Raw genomic sequence first — 26,888 nt, forward strand, 5'->3', positions numbered from 1 at the left:
GCAGCGACGAGACGAGACGACGCCTCCCGGAGCCGTCTTGCGTCCCGGGAGGCGTCGAGGTGATGCCTGGCTCAGCGCCCGGCTACCAGATGGTGACCCGGGATTCGGGGGCGAGCCAGAGGGCATCGCTCTCGGTGACGTCGAAGGCGTCGTAGAAGGCATCGACGTTGCGGACGATCTGATTGCATCGGAATTCGGCGGGCGAATGCGGGTCGACCGCGAGGAGCAGCTTCGCGTACTCGGGGCGCGCCTTCTGCTGCCACGCCTGCGCCCAGCTGAGGAAGAACCGCTGCGCCGCGGTGAGCCCGTCGATGACGTTCTCGTCGTCTGCGTCGAAGCCGGCGTCTGCGCGGTAGGCGCGGTACGCCTTCCAGGCGATGCCGAGTCCGCCGAGGTCGCCGATGTTCTCGCCGATGGTGAGCTCGCCGTTGACCTTCTGGCCCTCGGTGCCCTCAGGTGAGAGTTCGTTGTACTGGTCGATGAGCGCCCGGGTGCGCTGCTCGAAGGCGGTGCGGTCGGTCGCGGTCCACCAGTCCTCGAGGCGCCCGTCTCCGTCGTACTTGGACCCCTGGTCGTCGAAGCCGTGCCCGATCTCATGGCCGATGACGGCGCCGATGGCGCCGAAGTTCGCGGCGGGGTCGCGGTGCTCGTCGAAGAATGGCAGCTGGAGGATCGCGGCGGGGAAGACGATCTCATTCTCCCCTGGCGAGTAGTAGGCGTTGACGGTCTGTGGCGGCATCATCCACTCGTCGCGTCGCACGGGCGTGCCGAGCTTGGCGAATTCGTAGGCCGCCTCGTAGACGGAGGCCCGGCGCGAGTTGCCGACCACGTCGTCGTCCCTGATCTCCAGGTCGGAGTAGTCGCGCCAGCGGTCGGGGTACCCGATCTTGGTGACGAACTTCTCGAGCTTGTCGAGGGCTCGCTCACGGGTCTCTGGGCTCATCCACTCGAGTTCGGCGATGGATGCGCGGTAGGCCCCGGTGAGGTAGCCGACGAGCTCGAGCATCTTGGCCTTCGCGGTCGGCGAGAAGTGCCGCTCGACGTAGGCCTTGCCGATGGCCTCGGGGAGCTTGCCCTCAGCGTGGCCCGTGCCCCGCTTCCAACGCTCGCGCTGCTCTGGCGTGCCCTGGAGGGTCTTGCCGTAGAAGTCGAAGTTGGCTGCGGAGACCGACGGGGCGAGGATGCCCGAGTACTGCGAGACGATGCCCCAGACGAGCCAGTCCTGCCAGGCCTGGAGCCGCTCGTGCGTGAGCAGGGCAGCTGCACCCTCGAAGAAGTCGGGCTGACGGACGATGACGCGGTCGAGTGCGCCGGCCGGTGCACCCCAGCGTGCGGTCCAGCCCGCGAAGTCGACGTTCGCGTAGGCCGCGCTGAGTTCCGCGAAGGTGCGCGGGTTGTACGCGAGCTCCGCCTCGCGCGACTTGACGACGTCCCAGTGGAGCTTGGCGATCTCGGTCTCGAGCGCGAAGACGCGCGCGGCCCGAGCCTCTGCGTCCGGCAGTCCTGCGAGGCCGAGCATGCGGGCGATGTGCGCCGTGTACTGCTCGCGGATCTCGGCGTACTGCTCCTCGCGGTAGTAGCTCTCGTCAGGCAGGCCGAGGCCCGACTGCTCGAAGTAGAGGGCGTACTCTGCGGGCGACTTGAGGTCGGGGTAGACGTAGGCCGAGACGAACGAGCCGAGGCCGGTGCGCTCGAGGTCGCCGAGCACGTGGAGGAACTCGTCGATCGTCGATGCGGCGAGTGCGCGGTCGATGTCGGGGCGAACCGGGTCGAAGCCGAGGGCCTCGAGCTTCTCCTCGTCCATGAACGCCGCGTAGGCGTCTGCCGCCTTGCGCAGCTCCGACCCGGGCTCCGCGTCCGTGCCGCTCTTCAGGATGTCGAGGACCGCCTTCTCGGCGTCTTCGCGCAACTGGATGAAGCTGCCGTAGGCGGGCAGGTACGCGGGCACTTCCGTGGCAGCGATCCACTTGCCGTTGGTGTGCCTGAACAGGTCGTCTGCGGGGCGGACCGAGGCGTCGAGCGCCTCCAGGTCGATGCCCGAGGGGAGCTGCTCGGTTGCGGGAGCGGTGGAGGCGAGGTCGTCCGTCTGTGACATGTCCCTCAGGCTAGAACACGCCACCGACACAGGCGCTGAGATCACCTCAGGGCGAACACGCGAGGGGACGCGGGGTCACCCACCGTGCACCTGCCCGCGTCTGGGCAACAGGCTTCGCGCTGACTCCTGGGAGGATGGATCCGTGCGCGCAACTCGGAACTCCCAACCCGCTGGACGCACCGATGCACGCGCACTCGACCGCAGCATCCTGACGCTCGCGGTTCCGGCGTTCGGGGCGCTCGTCGCCGAGCCGCTGTTCCTGCTCACCGACACGGCCCTCGTCGGCCACCTCGGCGATACGGCGCTCGCTGGCCTCGGAGTCGCGGCGACGATCCTGCACACGATCGTCGGCATCATGGTGTTCCTGGCCTACACGACGACCCCGGTCGTGGCGCGGCTGCTCGGCTCCGGCAACCGGCCAGGCGCCATCCGCGCCGGTATCGAGGGCATGTGGCTGGCGGCCTTCTGCGGGCTCGTGCTCTTCATCGTCGGCCTCCCCCTGAGCGCCCCGCTCGTCGGCGTCTTCACGAGCGATCCCGGCGCCATCAATGCCGCGAACACGTACCTGTCCCTGAGCCTGTGGGGTCTCCCCGCGATGCTGCTCGTCATCGCCGCCATGGGCCTGCTGCGCGGCCTGCAGAACACCAAGGTGCCCCTGGTCGTCGCCATCGCGGGCTTCGCCGTGAACGGGGCGCTGAACGCGGTCTTCATCTACGGCTTCGGCTGGGGCATCGCGGGGTCTGCCCTCGGCACGGTCATCGCGCAGTGGGGCATGGCCATCGTCTACATCGTCATCGCGGTCCGGGCGGGCCGCGAGCTCGGCGTCTCGCTGCGGCCGGGGATCGGCGACCCTCGGACGGTGTTCTCGGCGAACGCGTTCATGGTGCTGCGCACCCTCACGCTGCGCGCTTCCCTCGTCGTGCTGGTCTGGGCGGCCGGACAGCAGGGGGTCGCGGAGCTGGCCTCCCTGCAGATCCTCCTCTCGGTCAACAGCCTCATCGCCTTCACCCTGGATGCGCTCGCCATCGCGGGCCAGGCGATGGTCGGGCACGCCCTCGGTGCCGGTGACACGAAGCGGGTCACGGCGATCTCCCGCCGCCTCAAGCAGTGGGGGTTCTGGTTCGGCGTGATCCTCGCGGTCGTGTTCGCGGCCCTCGCGTGGGTTCTCGGGTACGTCTTCACGAGCGACACCGCCGTGCTCTCCCTCTTGCCCGTCGGGTTCCTCATCCTCGCTGCCGGGACTCCGATCGCGGGGTTCGTCTACGTGCTCGACGGCATCCTCATCGGCGCGGGTGACGTCCGCTACCTGGCGCTGGCGGGCATCCCGCCGCTGCTCGTGCTGGTGGTCGGCGTGACGGTCGTGCTGCAGCTCGGGATGCAGGGTGCTGCTGGTCTCGGCGTGCTGTGGGCGTCGTTCGCCGTTGGCACCATGGGCGCTCGGGCGCTCGTCCTGGGTGCCAGGGAGCGCGGCACGAAGTGGCTCGTTCCGGGCGCCGCGAGGTAGCGGACGCACGGATCCGCTCGCTCGGCTTCGCGGAGCCGAGCCGAGCCACGGGGAGTTCTCCCCATCGCTCCCCGGGTGATTTCCTGCAAATGTGGGGATTGCGGGTCGCCCCTGGGCTCGCAGACGCTGCGCGCATCTGACGCCGGCGCCAACAGATCCCCCTCTGGAGTTCCACCATGCGTGCATCCCTTCCCTCGAACAGCAGCTCGACCGACAAGCAGCTCCCCTCGCGGCGCGCCATCGTGACTGCCGGCGCCTGGAGCATCCCCCTCGTGACACTGGCCGTCGGAGCACCGTCGGCGTCGGCGAGCACGACGACCGCCGGGTTCGACCTCGCGATCGTCGGCCTGCAGTTCGGGGATTCCCTCCCCCTCTTCACGCCGGACTACTCCCAGCGGTACACGTCGTTCGTGCCGCTCAGCAACTTCGCCGTCGCGAACTTCGGCGACACGCCTTCCCCTGCCTCGGGCTTCCAGGCCAGCTACACGGTCGACAACGAGGTGGCCACGATCGACCGCGTCGGGTACCGGGTCGCCGGGGCCGCTGAGCCCACGTACGTCGACGATGTCGAGACGATCGTGACCGGAACGCGCACCGAGCACAGGTGGCTCGTCCCCGTCTCGGTTCCCGTCAACGAGTCCGACGACCCGATCTTCCCCACCGGTGCGGTGGTGCTCGTCGTCGAGTCGACCGTGCTCCTGCGCTACCCGAACGACGCGTACGACCCGGCGAAGATCACGGGATCCCGGGTCAGCGCCACGTCTCTGGCTCCCGAGACCAAGACCGACAACAACGTGCTGCAGGGCGTCGGCGTCACCGAGCTCGAGCCGGCCGCACCGTACGCCGCGGAGACCGAGGCGAGCTTCGAGACGGTGCCCCTCGGCACCGGGCCGGCCCGCACGAGCCGTCCGACGTCGGTCAAGATCACGTCGGTCGGCCCGAGCCCGCTTCCCGCGTCGGGCTCAGCCGTCGTCAGGTTCGACTACCGCTCGACGACGACCTTCTCCATCGCCAACGTCCGCCGCAACGGCACCGAGACCGGTGACTTCCTCCAGAACGTGACCGCACCGGAGCGTCAGGCAGGCTCGAGTGTGCAGGAGCTTGTCGCCGTGTTCGGGACACCACTCGACGCTGGCGATTTCCTCGAGTTCGACATCGTCTACGACGCTCCGGGCGCTGGTTCCTTCGACGTGGCGTCGACCGCTGGGCACGTGGGCTTCCTCCCGGCCGACAACAACGACCGCAACCAGCGCACCACCGAGTTCGCCTACGCCTACGGCGTCGTCCCGGCCTGAGCGTGAAGGGCGGGCCTCCGAAGGGCTCCGGCTGAGAGCGAGGCCCACTCGGGGAGGGTCCGAACATGGGCCTGACCGGCCCCAGGATCGCTCGCGCTCGGGCCTCGGGAGCGGTACGTTCTCGTCATGGTCCCACTCGACAGCCTGCTCGCCTTCGCCATCGCGTCGGTGCTGCTCATCCTCATCCCGGGGCCGAGCGTGCTCTTCGTGATCGGCAGGTCGATCGCGCTCGGCCGTCGGGCCGGCGTGCTGAGCGTCGTCGGCAACGCCATCGGGATGATCCCGGCGGTCCTCGCGGTGGCGCTCGGGGTCGGGGCCCTTGTCGCCTCGTCGGTCGTGGCGTTCACGATCATCAAGATCGTCGGCGCGGTCTACCTCGTCTGGCTCGGCGTGCAGGCGATCCGCACGAGGAACGCCCATCTCGAGGCCGCACCGCCCGTTCCCGCGAGCGCCTTCAAGCTGCTCACGCAGGGCTTCATCGTCGGCAGCACGAACCCGAAGACGATCGCGTTCTTCGTGGCCGTGCTCCCCCAGTTCGTGTCACCGGCGGCCGGGCCGGCCTGGCTCCAGCTCATGGAGCTCGGCGTCTGCTTCCTTCTGCTGGCGCTCGTCTTCGACGGTGCGTGGGCGCTCTTCGCCGGCACCGCACGGGCCTGGTTCGCACGCTCCCCCAAGCGCATCTCCGGTATGTCAGCGACGGGTGGAGCCATGATGATCGGGCTCGGCGGGGCGCTCGCCTTCACCGGCGCGAAGTCCTAGAGACGTGGTCAGGCTGGCCGGTCCCGTGCATCCGGGACCGGCCAGCCATGCGCTCCGCGCGCGAGCGGCGTGCTCTTGGTGACGCCTCGCTGTTGGGAGCTCCTCCGCTACTCGCGCTCGGTCGCAGCGCGCCGACGGGCGACGAGCGCCACGGTGATGCCTGCGGCCAGGAGCAGACCAGCGCCGATCGCGATGGGCGCTGCACCGTCGGCGCCGGTCGTGGCCAGCGAGTCCCCGCCCTGTCCGGTCGCCGAGGTGCTCGTGGGTGCTGGGGCCGCAGTGGCCGCAGCGGTGACGGATGCCGTCGTGGACGCGGTCGGCTCGGTCGTCGCCGTCGGTTCGGTGGTCGCGGTCGCCGTCGGCTCTGTGGTCGCGGTCGGCACGGTCGTGGCCGTCGGCTCGGTCGGCACGGTCGGAGCCGGCGGAGCGACCTCGACCCACGCGGACGTCAGCAGCCACTGCGCCATCTCGGTGTTGTCGAGGTAGTGGCCGCGCAGCGGGTCCCGCTGATCGGCGAGCGCCGTGAGCTGCTCGGCACCTGCACCCTTGTAGAAGAAGGGCACGAGCTGGTTGGTGTGGTTCGTGGAGTTCCACGAGTGGGTGGCGTAGTCGAGGTGGTTCTCGACCGTCATGGGCGTGAACTGGCCTTCGACCGGGCCAGAGAGGTAGCCGGTCTCGTGGTCGGCGGTGACGACGACGAGCGTCTCATCCCAGCTCGACTCGGTCTCGACCCAGTCGATGACGGAATCCACGGCGTCGTTGAAGTCGAGGGTCTCCTCGAGTGCTCGGTCGGTCTGGTTGGCGTGCCCGGTCCAGTCGATCGCGCCGCCCTCGACCATGAGGAACATGCCGCTGTCGTTGTTGTCGAGCACGTTCAGGGCGCCCTCGGTGAGCGTCGCGAGACTCGGCACGTCGTTCCTCGCGCCGCTGTCCGTGCGGCCCTGCTGCAGCGTCGAGCCGACCTGGGGGACCCCGAAGACCTGCTCGGGGGTGTCGCCCTCGGTGAGCGCCGCGAAGTCCTCATTCGTCTCCAGGAAGGCGTAGTCGCTCGCGCCGTTCGTGGCGGCCTCCCACTCCGCTTGGCCGACGTACTGGTAGTTCGGTGCTGCCAAGGGCTGGTTGTCGTCGTCGTAGAACGGGTGGCCCGCGCCGATCACGACATCCATCTCGCCAGAGAGCTGCTGGGCGGCGATGCCGTGGTAGTCGTTGCGCGACACGTTGTGTGCCGAGTAGGCAGCGGGTGTGGCGTGCGAGAACGGCACGCTCGTGACGACGCCCGTCGACTTGCCGAGCGAGTTCGCACGCTCCGAGAGGTTCTCGACCACGTTCTCGTCGACGTCCACTCCGATGCCCGCGTTGTAGGTCTTGACGCCTGTCGCCATGGCGGTTCCTGCCGCGGCGGAGTCGGTCGGGTCGTTCTTGTTCCACTCGAAGTCGGTCCAGGACTCCGCGGGGTCGTACGCGGGGCCCTCAGCCCAGTTCGTGGACATGCCGGCGAGGTCCCAGCTCTGGAAGCCCTCCGTCGGCCGGTCAGCGTTGCTGCCAGCTGGGATGACCTTCTTGTCCCCGCCCGTGGTGACCTGGTAGTAGGTCTCGCCGCTGGTGTGGGCGTTCGCGAGGTCGACGAAGTTGTAGCCCATGCCGTCGCCGATGAGCACGATGACGTTCTTCGGGCCGGTCTCGTCGGCGACGGCCGGCGTCGCGGCGAACGCGGTGCCTGCGATGGCGAGCGCGGTGAGCGCGGTGAGCGCGACTGCGCCTCCGGCGAGTGGTCTGCGGATGATGCTGGGCATCTGGTTCCTTCCGGTCCGTCTTCGGGGTACCTCGGCGACGCTATGAGAACCATTCGCATGTCCGGCGAAGCCGCAGTTTCCCCCGGGTAGCTCCCCGGTGAATTTCGAGTGACCTCATCGAGGGCCGAAACCGGCGCGCACGACCACCCGGTGCATCGGGAGCGATTACCCTCGTCAGGTGCGTCTTGTCATTGCGAACTGCAGCGTCGATTACATCGGCCGTCTCACCGCCCATCTCCCCATGGCCCCACGGGTGCTCATGCGCAAGGCCGACGGCAGCCTCCTGGTGCACTCGGACGGCGGCAGCTACAAGCCGCTGAACTGGATGAGCGCACCCTGCTCCATCGTCGAGGAGGAACCGGACGCGACCCAGCTCGAAGCTGGCATCACCGCGCTCTGGCGGGTCACGCAGACGAAGACCGGCGACCAGCTGCTCGTCACGATCGGCGAGGTCTTCGGCGACCACTCGCACGAGCTCGGCAAAGACCCCGGCCTCGAGAAGGACGGCGTCGAGGCGCACCTCCAGAAGCTGCTCGCCGACCAGATCGACCTGCTCGGCGAGGGGCATGCCCTCGTGCGCCGGGAGTACATGACCGCCATCGGGCCGGTCGACATCCTGGCGCGCGACGAGAGCGGCGCTTCTGTTGCCGTGGAGATCAAGCGCCGTGGAGGCATCGACGGCGTCGAGCAGCTGACGCGCTACCTCGAGCTCATGAACCGCGACCCTCTGCTCGCTCCCGTCTCGGGGGTGTTCGCCGCGCAGGAGATCGCCCCGCAGGCACGCACGCTCGCCGAGGACCGCGGCATCCGCTGCGTCATCCTCGACTACGACGAGATGCGCGGCGTCGACCCGCGCCACATGCGCCTGTTCTAGCCGCGCGCACCCCAACCGTTCAGCGGGCTGTCGCCTGCCACTCGGCCAGCCCTCACTACACTGGCTCGGACATGACGCACACAAGCTCTCCAGAAACGGAAGGTCGGGTCCCGACAGACCCGCAGCCGGCACCGGCCGTCCAGCCTGCGGCGACTACGACGACGCGCAGGGTCGACCTCGAGCGCGGTACCGGCATCGCCCCGTACACGGCGGTGCTCTGGGACCTGGACGGGACGATCAGCGACTCGGCGCCGGGCATCCTGAACAGCCTGCGCACCGTCCTCTCGAGCTACGGGCTGCCGATCCCGAGCGACAGCGAGCTGCTCAAGCACGTGGGCCCGCCGATCCACGAGACGTTCGCCGCCTACGGGCTCGACCCCATCGAGGCGACCGAACGCTATCGCGCGATCTACCGCGCCTCTGAGTCGTTCATCGGCGACGCGTACCCGGGGGTGCTCCAGGTCATCCGCGACGTGCACGCCGCGGGCATCCCGCAATCGACGGCGACGAGCAAGCCGGAGAGCTCGGCGAGGGTCATCCTCGAGAGCTACGGGGTCGCCGACAGATTCCTCACCATCACGGGAGCCTCCGACGACGAGGTGCGTTCGGCCAAGGCCGACGTCATCGAGGAGGCGCTTCGTCGACTCGACGTGGCGGGCGTCGACCTCAGCAACGTGCTGATGATCGGCGACCGGTTCTACGACGTCGAGGGGGCTGCCGAGCACGGCGTGCCCGCGGTCTACGTGTCCTGGGGCTACGGCCGCCTCGGCGAGGAGGCGGGCTCCGTCGCGGTCGCCGATTCGGCGGAACGACTCCGAGCCTTCCTCTCGCTCGACTGACCACGCCGGAGTTCCCGTCGCTTTGTCGGTGCGTCGTCGTATCCTCATGGCATGCGCGCAGAGAGCTCTTTCACCATCGAAGCCTGGGACGCCAACGGCAGGGCCGTCGGCATCGAGACCGCCGCACCGCTTGGCGGTGCATTCATCGTCCGTGCGATCTCGGGCGGTGACATCGAGGGGCGCAGCGAGGTGCTCTTCGCTGGTGCCTTCAACGAGAAGCACGGTTCGGGCACGTACGTCGCGATCGACGCCTTCGAGGGCTCGATAGCGGGCAGGACGGGCACGCTCGCGTTCTGGCACGCGAACACGGTCGCGAGGGGCCGTCCTGCTGCTGGCGGCGGCGTGCTGCATATCGTCCCCGACTCGGGCACCGGAGAGCTGATCGGCGCGAGCGGCACAGGGGAGATCATCGCCCGTGGCGACGACCACACGCTTGTCCTGCAGATCGAGTTCGACGATGCCGACGACGTGGAGATCGACGGCGAGGTGCTCGCGGGCGAGGTCGAGGCGGGCTCGTCGAAGAGCGAGGCCTGACCGGAAGCCGGCCGCCCGTGCCAACGAAGGCGGGAGCCGCATCCACGCGGCCGAACCCCTTCACGCCCTCATTCGGCGTGACGCCGCCGCTGCTTGTCGGCCGGTCGGCGATGCTGGCGTCGTTCGAAGCGGCGATCGACGGCACGCCGGGCGAGGTGGGGAGGGCGACCCTCGTCACCGGGCTGCGCGGCGTCGGCAAGACCGTCATGCTCAACGCGCTGGAGGACATCGCCGTCACACGCGGCTGGCTCGTGATCTCGGAGACGGCCACGAAGGGGCTGGCCGAGCGGATGACCACCGAAGCGCTCCCCAAGCTCCTGGCCGAGCACGACCCGAGGGCCAGCAAGCGCCGCATCACGGGAGTCACCCTGCCGATGGGCACCGGAGGGTTCGTGTCGACGGTCGAGGAGCGCTACCGACCCGTCGCCAACCTGCGGTCACAGCTGACGGAGCTCACGCGTCTGCTCGCCCCGAACGGCACAGGGGTGCTCATCACCGTCGACGAGATCCACCGCGGCGCGATCGACGACCTCCGCGAGATCACGACGGTCGTGCAGCACGCGTTCCGCGAGGGGCTCGACGTCGCGTTCGTCGGCGCCGGCCTCAAGCCGAACATCAACGAGCTGCGCAGCGACCGCATGCTGACGTTCCTGCGCCGCGCGCACGTCCAGGAACTCGGGCAGCTCGACTACGAGGCGTCGGCGAGGGCTCTCCGGGAGCCCATCGCGGAGGGTGGACGCAGCATCGACGACGACGCCCTCGACTACGCGGTGCGAGGCACGCAGGGGTACCCGTTCCTCGTGCAGTTCATCGGCTCGAAATCGTGGCAGGAGGCAGGCGCCGCCGAGCGCATCCAGCTCGCGCACGCCCGCCGGGCCGTTCGGCTCGCACGGCAGGCCATGGGCCAGTACATCTACGAACCCACCCTCGCCGCACTGTCCGTCGGCGACCGGACCTACCTGGCCGCCATGGCGAGCGACGACGGGCCGTCGCGCTCGAGCGATATCCGGTTGCGGATGCGCGCGAAGGCCGGCTACGTGGGCGTGTACCGCCAGCGGCTCATCAACGCCGGCATCATCGAGCCCGCGGGCTACGGCAGCGTGCAGTTCACGACGCCGTACCTGCGGGAGTATCTGCGAGAGCACGTGGTGAGCGAGGCCATCGCGCTTCCGCAGGGGCGGGCATTCCCGCCGCCGCCCGATGAGGACGAGGACCTCGACGACTGAGCCCCTCCGGCCCAGTCGTAAGGGGCGGGGTCGGCCTCGACGGACTCAGGGAACGCGCACGCCGGTGAACGGCGTCGCTCGACGCAGCTCGAAGCCCAGCTTCTCGTACGCGGCGATGGCACCCGTGTTGGCGGCCGCAGCGTGCATGAGCGCACGATCGCCGCGTTCTTGGATGTGGAAGGCGACGTCGAGCACAAGACGTGATGCGAGTCCCTGTCGGCGGTAGTCGGCGTCGGTCGCGACCGCGCTGATCTCCGTCCAACCCGCGGGGTGGAGTCGCTCTCCGGCCATGGCGATGAGCTTTCCGTCGCGGCGGATGCCGACGTAGCGCCCGAGCACGTACGTTCGCGGCAGGAAGGGGCCAGGCTGGTTGCGCTCCACGAGCGCCAGCATCTCGGGGGCGTCGTCTGCCCCGAGCTCGACGACCTCCTCGTCGGGTCTCGTCTGCAGGCGAGGCGTCTCGACCAGCTGCACCCCTTCGCCGCGCCAGGTCTGCGCCCAGCCGGCCGGAACCTCGGGGTCTGCGTGCGAGATCGCGAGCTCGGCCCCGGAGCCGAGGAGCTCGGCGATCGCGTCCCAGACGCCGGGCTCCTCCCAGGAGCGGACGCCCACGAACGGCGACACGTCGGCCGGGTATCGCTTGACGAGGTCGCCACCGACAGCGAGGTGCGCGTGGGCGCCCGTCAGCGATTTCCAGGCGGGGTTGTCGAGCACGGAGGTGGAGGTGATGGTGGTGTCGGTCATGGGGTCCTCGAGACGGTGGATGTGTCTCCGATTGTCACGCACACGGCACGATGCTCTCGACGTCGTGACCGACGGTTACGACCCGTTGCCTCCCGCTCGGCTCAGATGCCGAGCTTCGCGCGCAGCTCCTCCACGTGGCCGTCCGGGTCGATGTCGTACGCGACCCAGGAGAGCTTCCCGGTGGCATCCACGATGAACGTCGACCTGATGACTCCGGTCCCCGCGATTCCCGCGACGGGACGCTCGCCCCACGCGCCCCATTCCATGGCGGTCGCCCCCGAGTCGCTGAGGAGCGAGTATGGCACCCGCTGCTCCTCGCCGAAGATGGCGAGCTCTCGCGGCTGGTCGAGCGAGATGCCGAGCACGGTGACTCCGGCGTCGCTGAGTGCGGCGTAGTTGTCGCGGAAGTCGCATGCCTGCTGCGTGCACTTGCGCGTGCCGGCCTTCGGGTAGAAGTAGACGACGACTGGCGAGCCGGCCAGGTCGCTGAGGCGGATGATCTCGCCGTGCTGGTCGGTGAGCGCGAAATCGGGGGCGCTGTCGCCAACGCTGAGAGTGGTGACCAAGATTGCTCCTCGCTCGGGAATCAGACCTGCCCGACTCTAGCGAGCGCGCATCCACCGTCGCCTGTGAACGAGTCGCGGGCCACCCGCCCACCGGGGGCGAGCGGCCCGCAACTGCAGAACGGAACCGAGCGATCGGCGCGAAGCCGACCCTGGCTGGACTCTCTAGGCCTCCACGGTGATGCCGAAGGCTTCTGCGAGGCGCAGGATCTTGCGTGCGCGACCGAGACGCGGGAGGTCGCTGCCGTCGCGGACCACGCCGCCGGAAGCGTCGAAGTCGGCGAGGAACTCGCGTGCCCAGAGGATGTCGCTCGTCTGCGGGCAGATGACCTCGTTGACGACGGCCGTCTGCTCGAGGCGGAGGCACAGCTTGCCGGTCATGCCGTGTTCGAGCGTCCACTCGGACTCGTTGCGGAGGACACGGAGGCTCTCGTCGGTGGTGGGTCCGTCGACAGGGCCCGGGAGGCCGGCCGCCTTGGAGGAGACGGTGAGGCGCGAGCGTGCGTAGGCCATGGCCTCGCGCGTCGCCCACATGCCGGTGTCGCGACGGAAGTCGCCGCTGCCGAAGGCGAGGCGGAAGGCGCCGTCAGCGCGGGCGATGTTCGTGGCCTCTTCGAGTCCGAGTGCCGACTCGATGAGCGGCACCACGGGGATGCGGGCGCCGAGTCGCTGGTACGTGTTGACGACCTGCTCGGCCTGCTCCGTCTTGGCGAGCACGACTCCGAGGAGACCGGGGACTCCCGCGAGCTCGTCGACGTCGTCGGCCCAGAAGTCGGACAGGGTGTCGTTGATGCGCACCCAGGCGGCGTTGCCGGCCTTGAGCCAGGCGATGACATCAGCCCGGGCGGCGGCCTTGTGCTTGGGGTCGACGGCGTCCTCGATATCGAGGATGACGACGTCGGCGCGCGAGGCTGCCGCAGCGTCGAAAGCTTCGGGCTTGGACGCCGGGACGAGCAACCAGGACCTGGCGTCTGCCGGGGGCACGACGTGTCCGGCGGTTGACTTGGGGTGGGGGCTCGCTGGAGCGTTCAGAACTCTCGCCTCATTCATCGACTGGATGCACGGGTCTGCTCGACCGCGTACGGCCGCGTGACACGCAGCCAAGGTGTGAGCTTAGTACGACGAAACGCGGTGTCCTCTTGCGGACCTCTACAAGAACGGCCAGGGATCCTGATCAGTAGGAGAACGGGATCAGGCCGATGAGGAAGAAGAGAACTGCGGGAACGAGGGTGATGACGCCGACGACGGAGCCGACAGCGGCTGGCATGTTGCGCCATCCGCTCGATCGAAGCGCGAGGACGCCGAAGACGATGGCGGCAACGGAGGTCAGCAGCTGCAGGATGCCGGTCGCGGGGCTCAGCACCCCGTAGATCTCGTAGCCGCCAGTGCGCGCCAGGATGCTCATCACGAAGGAGAGGAACGTGTTGATCGCCCACCCTCCGAGCGCGCTCGCCAGCGAGATCATGCCGAAGCGGTTCGTCGAGAAAGAGAGCTCTTCGCGCAGGCTCGAGAAGCTGGCCAGCTGCGTTCGACTCGGCGCCTTGGCCTGCTGGGGGCTGCCCGGCTGCTGGTAGCCACCCGGCTGGGCGTACTCGCCAGGCTGGGCATAGCTCCCCGGCTGCTGGTGGGCATCGGGCTGTGCGTAGCCCCCAGGCTGGGCATAGCCGCCGGGCTGTGCATAGCCGCCGGGCTGCTGGTACTCGCCAGGCTGCTGAGGGTCACCCGCTACCTGACCGTATCCCTGCCCCGACGGCGCCTGACCAGCAGGACCGTAGGCGGCGGGTGTGCCGCTCGGCGGGGTGCCGTAGCCGGACGCGCCCTGGGCTGCGTTCGACTGGGGGTCGGGGCTGTGCTGTCCGTTCCACTGGCTCGGTGTCGTCATGCGTTCACCCTAGGACCGTTGGTGTATTCGTGACGCGGGCACCTCTGCCCGTCGCCTCTCTGCAATACGATTCGGTGCATGACGACGACGTTCTCCCCCTCGCCTGTTCTTGCCATCGACGCTGGCCAGAGCGGCATCCGCTCGCAGATCGATTCTGGCGAGGTTCGCTCCTTCGCCGCGATTCGCACCGACCTCCCGTTGGCGCCCCAGCTCGCGAGCGTCGTGGAGCAGTCGCTGCGAGATTCTGGGTTGACGGGGGTCACGGTGTCCGGTGGCGTGTCGGGGGTGACGCACGCGCAGACGGTTGCGGATGAACTCGCTCTGCTGGTCGGGCAGTTCGGCGTCGCGAGAGTCTTCATCGCGCACGATTCGATCTCGGCCTTCCTGGGGGCCCTCGGGTCCGAGCTCGGTGCGGTCGTCGCCGCTGGCACGGGTGTCGTGACGCTCGCGGTCGGCGAGGAACGCCTCGCGCAGGTCGACGGCTGGGGCTACCTCGTCGGAGATGCAGGTTCCGGGTACTGGATCGGTCGCGCCGCGCTGGACTCGGTGATGCGCGCCTTCGATGGCCGTGGCCCGGAGACGGCGCTCACCGAGGTCGTGCTCGCCCACCACCCGGATCTGCCGAGCATGTACGTGTCGCTGCAGACGAACGAGGGGAAGGTCCGTCACATCGCGTCGTTCGCTCGGTCGGTCGGCGACCTGGCGGAGACGGATGCGGTCGCTGCTGGAATCCTGGCGGCGGCGGGCTCGGAGCTAGCCGCCTCGGTCGCGGCCGGGCTCGCGCGGGTCGGTCTGCCCGGCGGGCGTGAGGTCGTGCAGGTGCGGGCGATCGGCAACGTGTTCTCGTCGCCGCATGTGGCCGCGGCGTTCCGGCGCTCGCTGCTCGAGCGGGTGCCGGAGGCTCGGGTGGCGGTGGGCGAGAGCCACCCGCTGGACGGGGCGGCGATGCTCCCCCATCTGGAGAGGGACCACGCGCTCATCGCCTCGATCGGGGTCGTGACGCTCTAGGTCGTGACGCTCTAGGTCGTGACGTTCGAGGCCCGCGCGCGGACGGCCTCCCTGAGAGGCTCGATCGTCAGATCGCGAAGATGCGCTGCGAGGTCTCCAGCTTCTCGCCGGGCTCGAGCCAGGCGAGGTCGACGCCGGAGTTGAAGGCGTCGGGTGCGCAGGTCATGGGTTCGACCGCGACGGCCTGGCGGTCCCATTCGATGCCAGGCTGGTCGCTCGTGAAGACCTGCACCCACGGTGCGTCCGTGCCCCAGGTCATGCCGACGCCCGTGCCGTCGGGGGTCGTGAGCGTCACTGTGGCGGTGTCGCCCTCGCCGAAGACATCGGTGAAGGCGTGGTCGATCTCCATCTCGCCGATGCGCCGGGCGGCGCGGAAGTCGAAGGCCCCCGCGACCTCCTCGACCGAGACGACGGAGCCGGGGAGCAGACGTGCGCCGTGGGCGTGCATGAGCTTCTGCGCGGGAGACTCGAGGGTCCATTCGTCGATCTGTCCCTCGCCGGCGACCAGGTACGAGTGCGTGGATGCACCGGCAGGTGCGGTCCCGGCTCCGACGTTCCGCAGCTCCACCGTCGTGGTGAGGCCGTCGTCGCCGAGCACGTAGCTCGTGCGCACCTCGATGCGGAATGGGTAGCCCGTCTGCGGCTCGATCGTGGCCGTCAGCACGACGAGGTCGGGGCGCACATTCTCCGGTGTGAAGTCGAGCCAGAGGGCGAGGCCGTGCAGGGCGTGCCCGCGCTTGGGCTCGGAGAGGGGCAGCTGCAGCTCCTGCCCGTCGATGCGGTACCGGCCGTCGATGATGCGGTTCGGCCATGGGGCGAGCGTCGCCCCCTTGTACGCGGGCCGAACCTCATCCATGTCGAAGGTGTGCACGAGGTGCCTGCCGTTGTGCGTGAGCTCGCGCAGGGTCGCGCCGACGCTGGAGATCGAGGCCTCGTAGGCACCGTGCGAGAGGAAGTAGGAGGAGCCTGAGCGCGGGGTGATCGACATCTGTGGGGACTCCTCGGTGCTGTCGGGGGTAGGACCAAGGCAGTCTTTCACGCCGAGGCGAGGCGGGCGGGTCGCGGGAGCTCACGGAGTGCTTCCCAGACCGCGTCACTAGCCTGAGACGATGACTCCAGCTCCTCAGCCCTGGCCGCAGACCGCACTCTGGTGGCACGTGTACCCGCTCGGCTTCGTCGGTGCGGATACGGCGGGCGCTCCCCTCTCGAGCCCGGTCGAGCACCGCCTCGATCGCATCACGGCGTGGCTGGACGAACTTGTCGCTCTCGGCCTCAATGGCTTGCTGCTCGGCCCGATCTTCGCCTCGCAGACCCACGGCTACGACACGGTCGACCATCTCCGCATCGACCCGCGGCTCGGCGACGAGGCCGATTTCGACGCGCTCATCGCCGCCTGCCGTGAACGCGGCGTCCGCGTGCTCCTCGACGGTGTCTTCAACCATGTTGGCCGCGAGCACCCGTGGTGGCGCGAGGCGGTCGAGGCGGGCCCCGACTCGGGAGCGGCCGCGCGGTTCGCGAGAGGCGCGGATGCACGCGAGGTCGACGGACTCCCCGTCGACGTGTTCGAGGGCCACGACGCGCTTGTGGTGCTCAACCACCAGCATCCGGAGGTCGTCGAGCTCGTCGAGGTCGCCATGGCGCACTGGCTGGAGCGGGGCGTCGACGGATGGCGCCTCGACGCGGCCTACGCGGTCCCGCCGCTGTTCTGGCGGTCGACGATCGACCCGTTGCGCGAGCGGTTCCCGGACTCCTGGTTCGTCGGCGAGGTCATCCACGGCGACTACGAGGGGTACGTGCGAGAGTCCGGCCTCGACTCGGTGACGCAGTACGAGCTGTGGAAGGCGCTCCGCTCGTCCGTGCAGGAGCAGAACCTGTTCGAGCTCGACTGGTCGCTGCAGCGACACAACGACTTCGTGGAGCACTTCCTGCCGATGACGTTCCTCGGCAACCACGACGTGACGCGCATCGCGAGCGCCATCGACGATGAGCGCAACCACGCCATCGCCATCGCCATGCTGTTCTTCTTCTCGGGCGCCCCGAGCGTGTACGCGGGCGACGAGCGCGGGCTCGAGGCGCTGAAGGAGGAGCGGGCCGGTGGAGACGACGCCATCAGGCCGGAGTTTCCCAGCGACCCGAGGGAGTGGCCGGAGAACGCCTACTCGCGGGCGCACCGAGACGCGATCGCGTTCCGGCGCCAGCATCCCTGGCTCGCGACAGCGCGCATCCGCACGGAAGAGCTCGCGAACACGGCGGCACTGTTCATCGCCGAGGGCAGCGAGGGCGAGCGTGCTCTCCTCGCGGTGAACCTCGGCGACGACTCGGTGCTGCTCGGCGGCCGATCGGTCGACGGCCACGGTCTCGAGCGCTGGAGCGACGGCAGCTAGCGACGACGACTGACCAACTTCAGTGCAGAGAAGCCCCGGATTCGCCCGAGACGACCCGGAACGACCAGATCAGCACTGAAGTTGGTCAGGGCGCGCGTCAGTGCATCGAGACGAGGGAGTCCTGCTCGGCTGTTTCCGACTGCACGAGCGGGCGGTCCTTGGTGCCCCTGATCATGAAGCCGGCGATGAGCGCCGCGAGGAGCATGGCACCCGCCGCGGCAAGGAAGACCGCCGAGTAGCCGTTCGTGAAGGCCTGCAGCTGCGTCTCACCCGCCTCCAGTCCCGAAGCCACGGCGTTCGCGTAGAACACGGTGAAGACGGAGAGGCCGATCGACCCGCCGATCTGCATGGTCGAGTTCACGGTTGCCGCGGCGGCACCAGCGTCGTGCGGCTCCACGCCCGTGAGCGCGAGGTTCTGCAGCGGGACGAAGATCATCGAGAGGCCGATGCCGAGCAGCACGAGTCCGGGCAGGATGTGCGTGAGGTAGCTGCCGTCGACGGTCACACCGGAGAGCAGCAGGAGTCCGCCGGCGACGACGATCGGGCCGACGACCATGAACGGGCGTGGCCCGAACTTGGGGAGCAGACGCGCCCAGACGGGGACGCACACGAGGATGACGACGGTCATCGCGACGTTCGCGAGGCCAGCGACGAGCGGCTCCATTCCCATGACGATCTGCAGGTGCAGCGCGAGGTACATGGTGGCACCGATGAGCACGCTGCCGATGACGGCCTGGATGAGGAACGCTCCGCCGCGCACCCGGTCGAGCACGACCCGCAGCGGGAGCAGGGGCTGGGCGACGCGGGTCTCGATCCACACGAACGCGGCGAGGAGTGCAACGCCGAGCGCGAGGAAGCCGATGGTCCCGAGGGATCCCCAGCCCTCCTCGGCGAGGCTGAACCCGTAGACGAGCGAGCCGAGCCCGAGCGACACCGTGACGGTGCCCCAGAGGTCGTAGGTGTTGTCGCCCTCTGCCTTGCTCTCCTTCAGGACGATGAGCGCGCCGATGACACCGGCGATGACGAAGAAGACGTTGACGAGCAGGCACCAGCGCCAGCTGGCGAACTCGGTGAGCGCTCCGCCGAGCACCAGGCCGACTGCGGCCCCGCTTCCGCCGATGGCTCCGAAGACGGCGAACGCGGTGGTGCGCTCCTTGCCGGAGGGGAAGCTGACGGTGAGCAGCGCGAGGGCGGCTGGGGCGAGGAGCGCTGCGAAGAGCCCCTGGAGTCCGCGGGCGAGGATGAGGTCGAAGGCGCTCTGGGCGAAGCCGCCGTAGACCGAGGCGACCCCGAAGCCGATCATGCCGACGAGGAAGGCGCGCTTGCGTCCCCAGTAGTCGGCGATACGACCGCCGAGCAGGAGGAGCGCTCCGAAGACGAGGGCGTACGCGGTGACGACCCACTGCCGCTGCACGTCGGTGAGGCCGAGGTCGATCTGCGCCTGCGGCAGTGCGATCGTGACGATCGTGCCGTCGAGCACGACGACGAGCTGGGTGAGGGCGAGCACGGCGAGTGCCCACCACTTGGAGATGGTGCGTGGCGCAGATGCGCGCTCGACGGAAGACGCGTCAGAAGACAAGAAAACCCTCCAGGTTCTCAGAAAGCGAGTGCTGGAGGTTTCAAGCCTCGGACCGAGGACGTCGCCGCCTCGACCTACCCGAGCGGCGACGCTCGACAGATCGGCCACCTTAGCAAGTCCTGAAGCTCGACATAAGTCCACCGGTGTGGGTTCGCGCCGGGACGACGAAACCCCCGGAACCGAAGTTCCGGGGGTTTCGCATTCCCAGTGCTCTTGCCCTGGGACCCTGGTGCGCGAGGGGGGACTTGAACCCCCACACCCGAAGGCACACGGACCTGAACCGTGCGCGTCTGCCAATTCCGCCACTCGCGCCAACCTCCGAGAGATTACCAGACACTGTCGCAGAGTGCGAAACCGAGGCGCGGATGCACGCGTTTCAGACCCGAGAACGCCCTCCGGGAAGCGCCCAGGCGGGGCACCGGAAGCCCATAGCCAAGGCAAAGAAGTCGGACATCCAGCCCAGTGCCGTTAGCATGAAACAGATTCGCGCCACCCGGTGCGGGCTGTTGCGTGCCCTCGAGAACCAGGAGACATGTGGGAATCCTCGACAGATTTGAGCGTGGGCTCGAGCGTCTCTTCAATGGTGCGTTCGCGAAGACCTTCCGCTCTGGGCTCCAGCCCGTCGAGATCAGCGCCGCGCTGAAACGCGAGATGGACACCAGGGCGTCGATCGTCACACGCGACCGCGTGCTGGTCCCGAATCGCTTCAACGTGCAGATGTCGCAGGTCGACTACACGCGCATCTCGCAGATCGCTGGCATCCAGGACGAGCTCATGCGCGTCGTCGAGCAGCACGCCGCCAAGCAGGGCTACCAGTTCTCGGGCGGCCTCAGCATCAAGTTCCTGGAGAACGACTCGCTCTCCGAGGGGCGCATCGAGGTCGACTCGCGCAGCGTGCAGGGCCAGGTCGCCTGGGCTCCCATCCTGGACGTCGATGGCGAGCGCATCCACGTGGGCGTCGGATCGACGGTCATCGGGCGCGGCTCCGAAGCCGACATCACGATCGCGGACACCGGCGCCTCGCGAAAGCACGCCGAAGTCGTGTGGGACGGGAAGCGTGCGGGAATCCGCGATCTCGGCTCGACGAACGGCACGAAGGTCAACGGCCGTTCGATCTCCCAGGCGGGTCTCGAGCCCGATTCGACGATTCAGATCGGTCGTCACCGTATTGTGTTCCGGGTGATCCCCCAGGCCGACCCGAGCGACGACACCGGGTACCTCCCGCGACAGGGAGGCCTCACGTGACCAGTGAGCTGACTCTCCTCGTCTTGCGCCTCGCCTTCCTGGCCGCGCTGTGGATCTTCGTGTTCTCCGTCATCTACTCGCTTCGCAGCGACCTCTTCGGCACCCGGTCCTCCGCCTACAAGCAGGCCATGGAGAAGTCGCGCCAGCAGGTGTTCGCCTCGGCCGACAACGACGCGGCACCGGCGGCGGCACCGGCCCCCACGCCTGCTGCTCCCGTCCGCTCCTCCGACTCGGGCGATGCTGGTCCCGGCAGCCACCGGCCGTCGACCCCCGTGCCCAGTCCGGCTGCGCGCTCCGAGCGGCCGAGCAAGCTGGTCATCACCTCCGGCCCGAAGCGCGGCACGGAGCTGTCGCTGCGCAGCGAACCGCTCTCGATCGGCCGATCCGGCGACTCCGACCTCGTCATCCAGGACGACTACAGCTCCACGCACCACGCGCGCCTGCTGCTCTGGAACGATGCGTGGATGGTGCAGGACCTCGACTCGACGAACGGCACCTACGTCAACGGCAAGCGCGTCTCCCAGCCGACCCACGTACCGGTCGGCACGCCTGTCCGCATCGGGACGACGACGTTCGAGCTGCGATAGGCATGCTGGTCATCGCGCGCGCCGGCGCCGTCTCCCACGTCGGCAAGGTCAGAAGCAACAACCAGGACTCCGGCTTCGTCGGCACCAACCTGTTCGTCGTCGCGGATGGCATGGGCGGGCACGCCGGCGGTGACGTGGCGAGCGCGATCGCGGTCAAGCACTTCGCGGAGAACGACGAGCAGTACTCGAGCACCGATGATGCCGAGCAGGCCATGACGGAGATGCTCCTCGACGCGAACGCCCTCATCGCGGGTGCCGTCGAGGAGCACAGCGAGCTCCGCGGCATGGGAACCACGGTGAGCGCCCTCAGCCTCGTCGGCCAGTCCCTCGTGCTCGCGCACATCGGCGACTCGCGGGTGTACCGCTTCCGCGAGGGATCCCTCGTGCAGATGACCGTCGACCACACGTTCGTGCAGCGGCTCGTGGATGCGGGCCGCATCACAGCTGAGGAAGCGCTCACGCACCCGAGGCGCTCGGTGCTCATGCGCGTGCTCGGCGACGTCGAGACCAGGCCCGACGTCGACACGGAGGTCTTCGATATCCAGGAGGGCGACCGCTGGCTGCTCTGCTCGGACGGCCTCTCGAGCTACGTCGACGAGTCGCAGATCGAGCGCACCCTGGCCCGCATGGACGAGTCGAGCCGCGAGATCAGCGATGACCTCGTGCAGCTCGCGCTCGACAACGGCGCACCGGACAACGTGACCGTGGTGATGCTCGAGATCGGCCCCGAGCCGCTCGAGCCGATGAAGACGCGAGTCGTGGGGTCGGCCGCGAACCCCCTGCGCTACTCGGCGAACCTGCAGAAGCGCAGCAACCAGATCATCCCGTCCATCCTGCACCCCCTACGGCGGCCAGCTCCTCGCCCGCAGGACGAGGAGTTCGTGCCGTTCAGCGACGAGGCGCTGCAGGAGCTCATCGCGGAGGACAAGCGACGGAAGCGACTCCGGCAGGTCTCGTGGCTCGCGGCATCCATCGTCTTCCTCGCGGCGGTCGCCGGTGCTGGGCTCCTCGCCTACAACTGGACGCAGCAGCAGTACTACGTCGGTGAGAGCGTCGGCTACGTCGCCGTCTACCAGGGCGTGCAGCAGGGCATCGGACCGATCACCCTGCACGAGCTCACCGAGACGACCGACATCAAGATCTCGAGCCTGCCTGAGTACCAGCAATCGCAGGTCGACAAGACGATCAGCGCCGGCGACCGCGAGGCCGCCGACGAGATCGTGGAACGGCTCCGAGATGCCATTCCTGAGTAAGCAACGCGAAGAGGCGCCAGTCGTACCAGGCGCCCCGAGGAAGACCGGTCAGGGGCTCCGCAACATGGAGCTCGGCCTGCTGGTCTTCGCGTTCATCATCAACTTCTCCGCGCTGCTGCTCGTGCAGCTCGGTGTGCGCGGCACCTTCGACTTCAACGTCGTCACCCTGTCGGCCATCATCGGCGCGCTGACCCTCGGCGTGAACATCGTGCTGCGCTTCCGCGCGCCGGGCGCCGACCCGTTCATCCTGCCCATCGCGGCGGTGCTCAACGGCCTCGGCATCGCGATGATCTACCGCATCGACATCGGCAATTCCGATAACGACGGTGTGTTCTGGACTGCTTCGACGCAGCAGATCGTGCTCACGATGCTCGCCGTCGGCGTCGCCATCGTGGTGCTCATCCTGCTCAAGAACCACCGAGTGCTGCAGCGCTACACGTACGTGTTCATGGCCATCGCCATCGTCCTCCTGCTGCTGCCGCTCATCCCGGGCCTCGGGCGCACCGACGTCGCCGCGCGCGTGTGGATCAGCGTCGCGGGCTTCTCGTTCCAGCCCGGTGAGATCGCGAAGATCGCGCTCGCCATCTTCTTCGCGGGCTACCTCGTGACCGCGCGCGACTCGCTCTCCGTCGTCGGCAAGAAGTTCCTGTGGATGCGCTTCCCGCGCATCAGGGACCTGGGACCGATCCTCGTCGTGTGGGCCGTGTGCATGGGGGTCTTGGTCTTCCAGCGCGACCTGGGAACCTCCCTCCTGTACTTCGGACTGTTCCTGGTCATGGTCTTCGTCTCGACGGGGCGCCTCTCGTGGGTGCTCATCGGCCTCGGCCTGTTCGTCGGCGGCGCAATCATCGCGGCGACGTCGCTGAGCTACGTCGAGTTCCGCGTCCACGCCTGGCTCGACCCGTTCGAGGACGAGATGTACTTCGCCGACGGCGGCAGCGGGCAGCTCGTGACGGGACTCTTCGGCCTCGCGGCTGGCGGTCTCATCGGCAAGGGCCTCGGCTCGGGCAGCCCAGGCACGACCCCCCTCGCGTCGAGCGACTTCATCATCGCGGCCATCGGCGAGGAGCTCGGCATGGCCGGCATCTTCGTCGTGCTGCTCCTCTTCGTGATCTTCGTGGCGCGCGGCTTCCGCATCGGGCAGCAGGGGGTCGACGACTTCGGGCGGCTCCTCGCGACAGGCCTCGCGTTCACGATCGCCGTGCAGGTCTTCGTCGTGGCCGGTGGCGTCATGCGCGTCATCCCCCTGACGGGCCTCACGATGCCCTTCATGGCTGCAGGTGGCTCGAGCCTGCTCGCCAACTGGATCATCGTCGCGATCCTTCTCAGACTGAGCGACACCGTGCGTAACGTGCCGACGGAGGCGATCGACGAATGAGCAAGAACATCCGCCTCGTTGGCGTCCTCGTCATGATCATGTTCATGTCGCTGTTCGTGGCGTCGACGAGCATCCAGGTCTTCCAGGCCGAGTCGCTCCGGGACGACCCGCGCAACAGCCGGACCCGTGAAGAGAGCTTCGAGATCCAGCGTGGGCCGATCCTCGTCAACGGGACGCCGATCGCATCTTCGACGCCCGTCGACACTGCCTACAAGTACGAGCGACAGTACGAGAACGGCCCCCTCTACGCCGCCGTGACCGGGTACTACTCGGTCGACGGGGCATCCACGGGCCTCGAGGGCGCCCTGAATCCCGAGCTCTCGGGCAACAGCGACACGCAGTTCTTCCAGGGCCTCGAGCGTCTCTTCACGGGCCAGGATCCTGCTGGCGCATTCGTCGAGACGACGATCGACCCCGTCGCCCAGCAGACGGCGGCGGATGCTCTCGGCGAGTACAAGGGTGCGGCTGTGGCGATCAACCCGGCGACGGGCGCGATCCTGGCCATGTACTCGACGCCGACCTACGACCCGGCGCTGCTGGCGAGCCACGATCAGACGAGCGTGCTCGAGTCGTACAACGCGCTCCTGGCCGACCCGAACGATCCGCTCAGCAACCGCGCGATCGGCGGTGACATGAACCCGCCCGGCTCGGTGTTCAAGCTGGTCGTCGCCGCCGCGGCACTGGAGAACGGGCTCGCGACGGCCGAGTCCCCGCTCCCGAACCCGGCGACGCTCACGCTCCCGGGCACCAACGTCTCGGTGAACAACCCGTCCGCCGGCGCGAAGTGCGGAAGCGGCGACACGACGAACCTCCGTATCGCCATCGAGCAGTCGTGCAATGTGCCGTTCGCGCAGCTCGCCATGGACCTCGGTGCCGACAAGGTACGCGCTATGGCCGAGGCGTTCGGCTTCAACCACGAATTCGAGATCCCGATGACGGCGAGCGCGAGCAGCTACCCGACGGCGCTCGACGACGACGCGCAGCTCGCCCTGACGGGCTTCGGCCAGTTCGACGTGCGGGCGACGCCACTCCAGTTCGCGATGATCTCGGCGGCCATCGCCAACGGCGGCGAGGTCATGAACCCGTCGCTTGTCGAGAGCATCCAGACTCCGACGTTCCAGGAGATCCAGGGGCCGGAGATCTCGAGCTACGGCAGGGCCATCAGCGAGGAGACTGCGGCGTCACTCCAGTCGATGATGGAGGGCAGCGTGAACTCGGGCGTTGCCAGTAATGCAAGAATTGACGGGATCAACGTGGCTGGCAAGACAGGGACCGCGGAGAACGGCCAGGGTGAGCCGTACTCGCTGTGGTTCACAGGATTCGCCGAATCGGGCGATACGCAGATCGCGGTCGCGGTAGTGCTCGAAGACGGTGGCGGAATGGGACAGTCTGGGACCGGAAACGGCCTGGCGGCGACGATTGGGCAGCAAGTGATGAAGGCGGTGCTGAGCAGATGAGACCAGCTGCAGGTGTTTCGTTCGGAGACCGATACAAGCTGAGCTCGCGCATTGCCATCGGCGGCATGGGCGAGGTCTGGGAGGCGACCGATCAGGTGATCGGGCGCACCGTTGCCATCAAGATCCTCAAAGACGAGTACATGGGCGACCCTGGCTTCCTCGAGCGCTTCCGCGCTGAGGCGAGGCACGCCGCACTCGTGAACCACGAGGGCATCGCCAACGTGTACGACTACGGCGAGGAGAACGGCTCCGCCTACCTCGTCATGGAGCTCGTACCGGGCGAGGCGCTGTCGACCGTGCTCGAGCGCGAGCGGGTGCTGCCGCCCGACCAGGTCATGGACATCGTGTCGCAGACGGCGCTCGCCCTGCACGCCGCTCACAAGGCGGGTCTCGTGCACCGCGACATCAAGCCAGGCAACCTGCTCATCACGCCGGACCGTCGCGTGAAGATCACCGACTTCGGCATCGCTCGGATCGCCGACCAGGTGCCGCTCACGGCGACGGGCCAGGTCATGGGCACCGTCCAGTACCTCTCGCCCGAGCAGGCCTCCGGCCACGCCGCGAACCCGTCCACCGACATTTACTCGCTTGGCATCGTCGCCTACGAGGCGCTCGCCGGCAGGCGACCATTCACCGGCGAATCGCAGGTCGCGATCGCCATGGCGCACATCAACGACGAACCCCCGGCGCTTCCCGTGACGGTGCCAGAGCCGGTTCGCAACCTCGTGCTCGCTGCCATCGCGAAGAAGCCGGAAGACCGGCCGGTCTCGGCGGAGGTCTTCGCGCGCGCTGCGCGCGCGCTCCGCGACGGCAACGTCACGCGTGCAGCGCAGGCGGTCCCCGCGGTCCTGGGGCTGACGTCCGCCGACGAGGTCGGTGACGCCACCGCTCCGCTCGATCGCACCGCCATCATGGACGAGGGTGCGCGCACCACCGTGCTCGGCACGGCCGCCGGCACGACCGAGGTCATGAAGGACGACTTCGACACGCTCATCGGCGGACCCCCCGTCGAAGGCTCGGAAGAGGAGTCGACCTCGCTCGTCTCGCCAGCCGACGAGGAGCGCAAGAAGCCGGCTGCCTGGCTGTGGGTGCTCATCGGGGCGATCATCCTGTTCGCTGCGGCCCTGGCCTGGTTCGCGTTCGCGCTGGTGACCAACAACACCGACGCCGATGGGGCGACGACACCGCCGCCCTCGATCACCCAGACCACGCCGGCCGAGACTCCGTCGCAGGAGCCGACCCCCAGCGTGAGCACGCCGACCACCGTGTCGATCGCGCAGGCCGACTTCCTCGGCCTCGACTACGACACGGCAGCGAACCGCATCTCCGAGCTCGGGCTGACGCCGGCGCGAGCCGAGGGCCCTGTCGCGACGAACCAGGAAGACGTCAACACGGTCACGGCGGTGAGCCCCACCGGGACCGTCGACCTCGGTTCCACCGTGACGCTCACGGTCTACGCGAACGTGGAGACGCCGAACACCCCGACGACGGCACCGACCGTCACCGTCAACGCGGCCGGCACGCAGGCCACCATCAGCTGGCCGTCGTTCCAGTGCCCTCCAGGACAGAGCCTCTCCGCGTACAACGTGAACGTGTCCGGCGCCGAATCACCGGGCAGCGTGACGGGAACCTCGGTGAACGTCAACGTCGAAGAGGGTTCGACGATCGTCGAGGCCTCGTACAGCGCCACCTGCGGCTCGGGCAACACGAGTGCCGACTCGCCGACCGGTTCGGCGACCGTCCCCCAGCCGACGCCGACCAGTTCCACTCCCCCGACGAACGGCACGGGAGGCTGATCTCGGAGGCCCGGCGGGCGGCTCCGGAAAGCAACGAATTCGCTCAACTCCATGCATCCACATGGAATGCGCGGTTCACAGCTTCGATGGCAC

Annotated in this window: 23 protein-coding genes and 1 tRNA gene; 15 read left to right on the forward strand and 9 right to left on the reverse strand. The window is 68.5% G+C overall.

Translation table 11 applies throughout. The annotated features are described in order from the left end of the window. Nucleotides 1–82: 82 nt before the first annotated feature. Nucleotides 83–2,095, reverse strand: a complete 2,013-nt coding sequence (locus C5E05_RS10810) for a M13 family metallopeptidase (protein ID WP_104341939.1) — start codon at nucleotides 2,093–2,095, stop codon at nucleotides 83–85. Nucleotides 2,096–2,237: 142 nt separating this feature from the next. Between C5E05_RS10810 and C5E05_RS10815 the strand changes: the two genes are divergently transcribed. The 3 genes from C5E05_RS10815 to C5E05_RS10825 all read left to right on the forward strand — a co-directional run bounded on the left by C5E05_RS10815 (nucleotide 2,238) and on the right by C5E05_RS10825 (nucleotide 5,653). Further along, nucleotides 2,238–3,599 carry an MATE family efflux transporter gene (locus C5E05_RS10815; RefSeq protein WP_258064839.1) on the forward strand — a complete coding sequence of 454 codons (1,362 nt, stop codon included), beginning with the start codon at nucleotides 2,238–2,240 and terminating at the stop codon, nucleotides 3,597–3,599. A 176-nt stretch (nucleotides 3,600–3,775) separates the two neighbouring features. Next, nucleotides 3,776–4,894 (forward strand): hypothetical protein, encoded by a 1,119-nt coding sequence (locus C5E05_RS10820; protein ID WP_104341941.1) that lies wholly within the window; start codon nucleotides 3,776–3,778, stop codon nucleotides 4,892–4,894. Nucleotides 4,895–5,020: 126 nt separating this feature from the next. Further along, entirely contained in the window at nucleotides 5,021–5,653 is a 633-nt protein-coding gene (locus C5E05_RS10825; protein ID WP_104244103.1) for a LysE family translocator, read from the forward strand. Between the two features lie 107 nt (nucleotides 5,654–5,760). On the opposite strand, the gene C5E05_RS10830 is transcribed toward C5E05_RS10825, so the two are convergent. Continuing rightward, nucleotides 5,761–7,446, reverse strand: coding sequence for an alkaline phosphatase (locus C5E05_RS10830; protein WP_104341942.1), 1,686 nt, complete (start codon nucleotides 7,444–7,446; stop codon nucleotides 5,761–5,763). 178 nt (nucleotides 7,447–7,624) lie between these two features. On the opposite strand from C5E05_RS10830, the gene nucS reads away from it, so the two are divergent. From nucS to C5E05_RS10850, 4 genes are all read left to right on the forward strand, one after another. Continuing rightward, the gene (nucS, locus tag C5E05_RS10835) at nucleotides 7,625–8,320 is read left to right on the forward strand and encodes an endonuclease NucS (protein WP_104244101.1); all 696 of its coding nucleotides are present in this window, start codon (nucleotides 7,625–7,627) and stop codon (nucleotides 8,318–8,320) included. A gap of 71 nt (nucleotides 8,321–8,391) precedes the next feature. Then, the gene (locus tag C5E05_RS10840; protein ID WP_104307587.1) at nucleotides 8,392–9,159 is read left to right on the forward strand and encodes an HAD hydrolase-like protein; all 768 of its coding nucleotides are present in this window, start codon (nucleotides 8,392–8,394) and stop codon (nucleotides 9,157–9,159) included. A gap of 51 nt (nucleotides 9,160–9,210) precedes the next feature. Next, nucleotides 9,211–9,693, forward strand: coding sequence for a DUF3224 domain-containing protein (locus C5E05_RS10845; protein ID WP_104300385.1), 483 nt, complete (start codon nucleotides 9,211–9,213; stop codon nucleotides 9,691–9,693). Nucleotides 9,694–9,710: 17 nt separating this feature from the next. Continuing rightward, a complete protein-coding gene (locus C5E05_RS10850; RefSeq protein WP_219819524.1) occupies nucleotides 9,711–10,919 on the forward strand; it encodes an ATP-binding protein in 1,209 nt (402 codons plus the stop codon). Nucleotides 10,920–10,964: 45 nt separating this feature from the next. Here the strand turns inward: C5E05_RS10850 and C5E05_RS10855 are convergent, their stop codons facing one another. From C5E05_RS10855 to C5E05_RS10870, 4 genes are all read right to left on the reverse strand, one after another. After that, the gene (locus C5E05_RS10855; RefSeq protein WP_104341943.1) at nucleotides 10,965–11,663 is read right to left on the reverse strand and encodes a GNAT family N-acetyltransferase; all 699 of its coding nucleotides are present in this window, start codon (nucleotides 11,661–11,663) and stop codon (nucleotides 10,965–10,967) included. Nucleotides 11,664–11,764: 101 nt separating this feature from the next. Continuing rightward, nucleotides 11,765–12,229, reverse strand: coding sequence for a peroxiredoxin (locus C5E05_RS10860; protein ID WP_219819525.1), 465 nt, complete (start codon nucleotides 12,227–12,229; stop codon nucleotides 11,765–11,767). A 162-nt stretch (nucleotides 12,230–12,391) separates the two neighbouring features. Next, nucleotides 12,392–13,210 carry a CoA ester lyase gene (locus C5E05_RS10865; RefSeq protein WP_258063482.1) on the reverse strand — a complete coding sequence of 273 codons (819 nt, stop codon included), beginning with the start codon at nucleotides 13,208–13,210 and terminating at the stop codon, nucleotides 12,392–12,394. Nucleotides 13,211–13,400: 190 nt separating this feature from the next. Further along, the gene (locus tag C5E05_RS10870; protein WP_104341944.1) at nucleotides 13,401–14,108 is read right to left on the reverse strand and encodes a hypothetical protein; all 708 of its coding nucleotides are present in this window, start codon (nucleotides 14,106–14,108) and stop codon (nucleotides 13,401–13,403) included. A 78-nt stretch (nucleotides 14,109–14,186) separates the two neighbouring features. Here C5E05_RS10870 and C5E05_RS10875 point away from each other — a divergent pair, with 78 nt between their 5' ends. After that, nucleotides 14,187–15,116, forward strand: coding sequence for an N-acetylglucosamine kinase (locus C5E05_RS10875; protein ID WP_104244088.1), 930 nt, complete (start codon nucleotides 14,187–14,189; stop codon nucleotides 15,114–15,116). A gap of 67 nt (nucleotides 15,117–15,183) precedes the next feature. Here C5E05_RS10875 and C5E05_RS10880 read toward each other — a convergent pair whose 3' ends face one another. Beyond that, complete coding sequence (locus C5E05_RS10880; RefSeq protein WP_104341945.1) at nucleotides 15,184–16,104, reverse strand: aldose 1-epimerase family protein; 921 nt, start codon at nucleotides 16,102–16,104, stop codon at nucleotides 15,184–15,186. Nucleotides 16,105–16,225: 121 nt separating this feature from the next. Between C5E05_RS10880 and C5E05_RS10885 the strand changes: the two genes are divergently transcribed. Further along, nucleotides 16,226–17,500, forward strand: coding sequence for an alpha-amylase family glycosyl hydrolase (locus tag C5E05_RS10885; RefSeq protein ID WP_104341946.1), 1,275 nt, complete (start codon nucleotides 16,226–16,228; stop codon nucleotides 17,498–17,500). Nucleotides 17,501–17,597: 97 nt separating this feature from the next. Here the strand turns inward: C5E05_RS10885 and C5E05_RS10890 are convergent, their stop codons facing one another. Continuing rightward, the gene (locus C5E05_RS10890; RefSeq protein WP_228496671.1) at nucleotides 17,598–19,079 is read right to left on the reverse strand and encodes an MFS transporter; all 1,482 of its coding nucleotides are present in this window, start codon (nucleotides 19,077–19,079) and stop codon (nucleotides 17,598–17,600) included. Nucleotides 19,080–19,306: 227 nt separating this feature from the next. Then, a tRNA-Leu gene (locus tag C5E05_RS10895) sits at nucleotides 19,307–19,391 on the reverse strand. A gap of 222 nt (nucleotides 19,392–19,613) precedes the next feature. On the opposite strand from C5E05_RS10895, the gene C5E05_RS10900 reads away from it, so the two are divergent. The 6 genes from C5E05_RS10900 to C5E05_RS10925 are packed head-to-tail and all read left to right on the forward strand — an operon-like array spanning nucleotide 19,614 to nucleotide 26,795. Then, on the forward strand, nucleotides 19,614–20,324 hold the full coding sequence (locus C5E05_RS10900; protein ID WP_104244082.1) for a DUF3662 and FHA domain-containing protein: 711 nt from the start codon (nucleotides 19,614–19,616) through the stop codon (nucleotides 20,322–20,324). After that, nucleotides 20,321–20,911 (forward strand): FHA domain-containing protein, encoded by a 591-nt coding sequence (locus C5E05_RS10905; protein WP_104341947.1) that lies wholly within the window; start codon nucleotides 20,321–20,323, stop codon nucleotides 20,909–20,911. Before C5E05_RS10900 ends, C5E05_RS10905 begins: the two co-directional genes overlap by 4 nt. Nucleotides 20,912–20,913: 2 nt before the next feature. Beyond that, nucleotides 20,914–22,164 carry a Stp1/IreP family PP2C-type Ser/Thr phosphatase gene (locus C5E05_RS10910; protein ID WP_181058074.1) on the forward strand — a complete coding sequence of 417 codons (1,251 nt, stop codon included), beginning with the start codon at nucleotides 20,914–20,916 and terminating at the stop codon, nucleotides 22,162–22,164. Continuing rightward, nucleotides 22,148–23,542, forward strand: a complete 1,395-nt coding sequence (locus C5E05_RS10915) for an FtsW/RodA/SpoVE family cell cycle protein (protein ID WP_104307581.1) — start codon at nucleotides 22,148–22,150, stop codon at nucleotides 23,540–23,542. The genes C5E05_RS10910 and C5E05_RS10915 overlap by 17 nt, the downstream gene beginning before the upstream one ends. Next, on the forward strand, nucleotides 23,539–24,999 hold the full coding sequence (locus C5E05_RS10920) for a penicillin-binding protein 2 (protein ID WP_104244076.1): 1,461 nt from the start codon (nucleotides 23,539–23,541) through the stop codon (nucleotides 24,997–24,999). Before C5E05_RS10915 ends, C5E05_RS10920 begins: the two co-directional genes overlap by 4 nt. Beyond that, complete coding sequence (locus C5E05_RS10925; RefSeq protein WP_104341948.1) at nucleotides 24,996–26,795, forward strand: protein kinase; 1,800 nt, start codon at nucleotides 24,996–24,998, stop codon at nucleotides 26,793–26,795. The genes C5E05_RS10920 and C5E05_RS10925 overlap by 4 nt, the downstream gene beginning before the upstream one ends. The last annotated feature ends 93 nt before the right edge of the window (nucleotides 26,796–26,888 follow it).

Source organism: Pseudoclavibacter sp. AY1H1 (assembly GCF_002931055.1).
Taxonomy (GTDB): domain Bacteria; phylum Actinomycetota; class Actinomycetes; order Actinomycetales; family Microbacteriaceae; genus Pseudoclavibacter.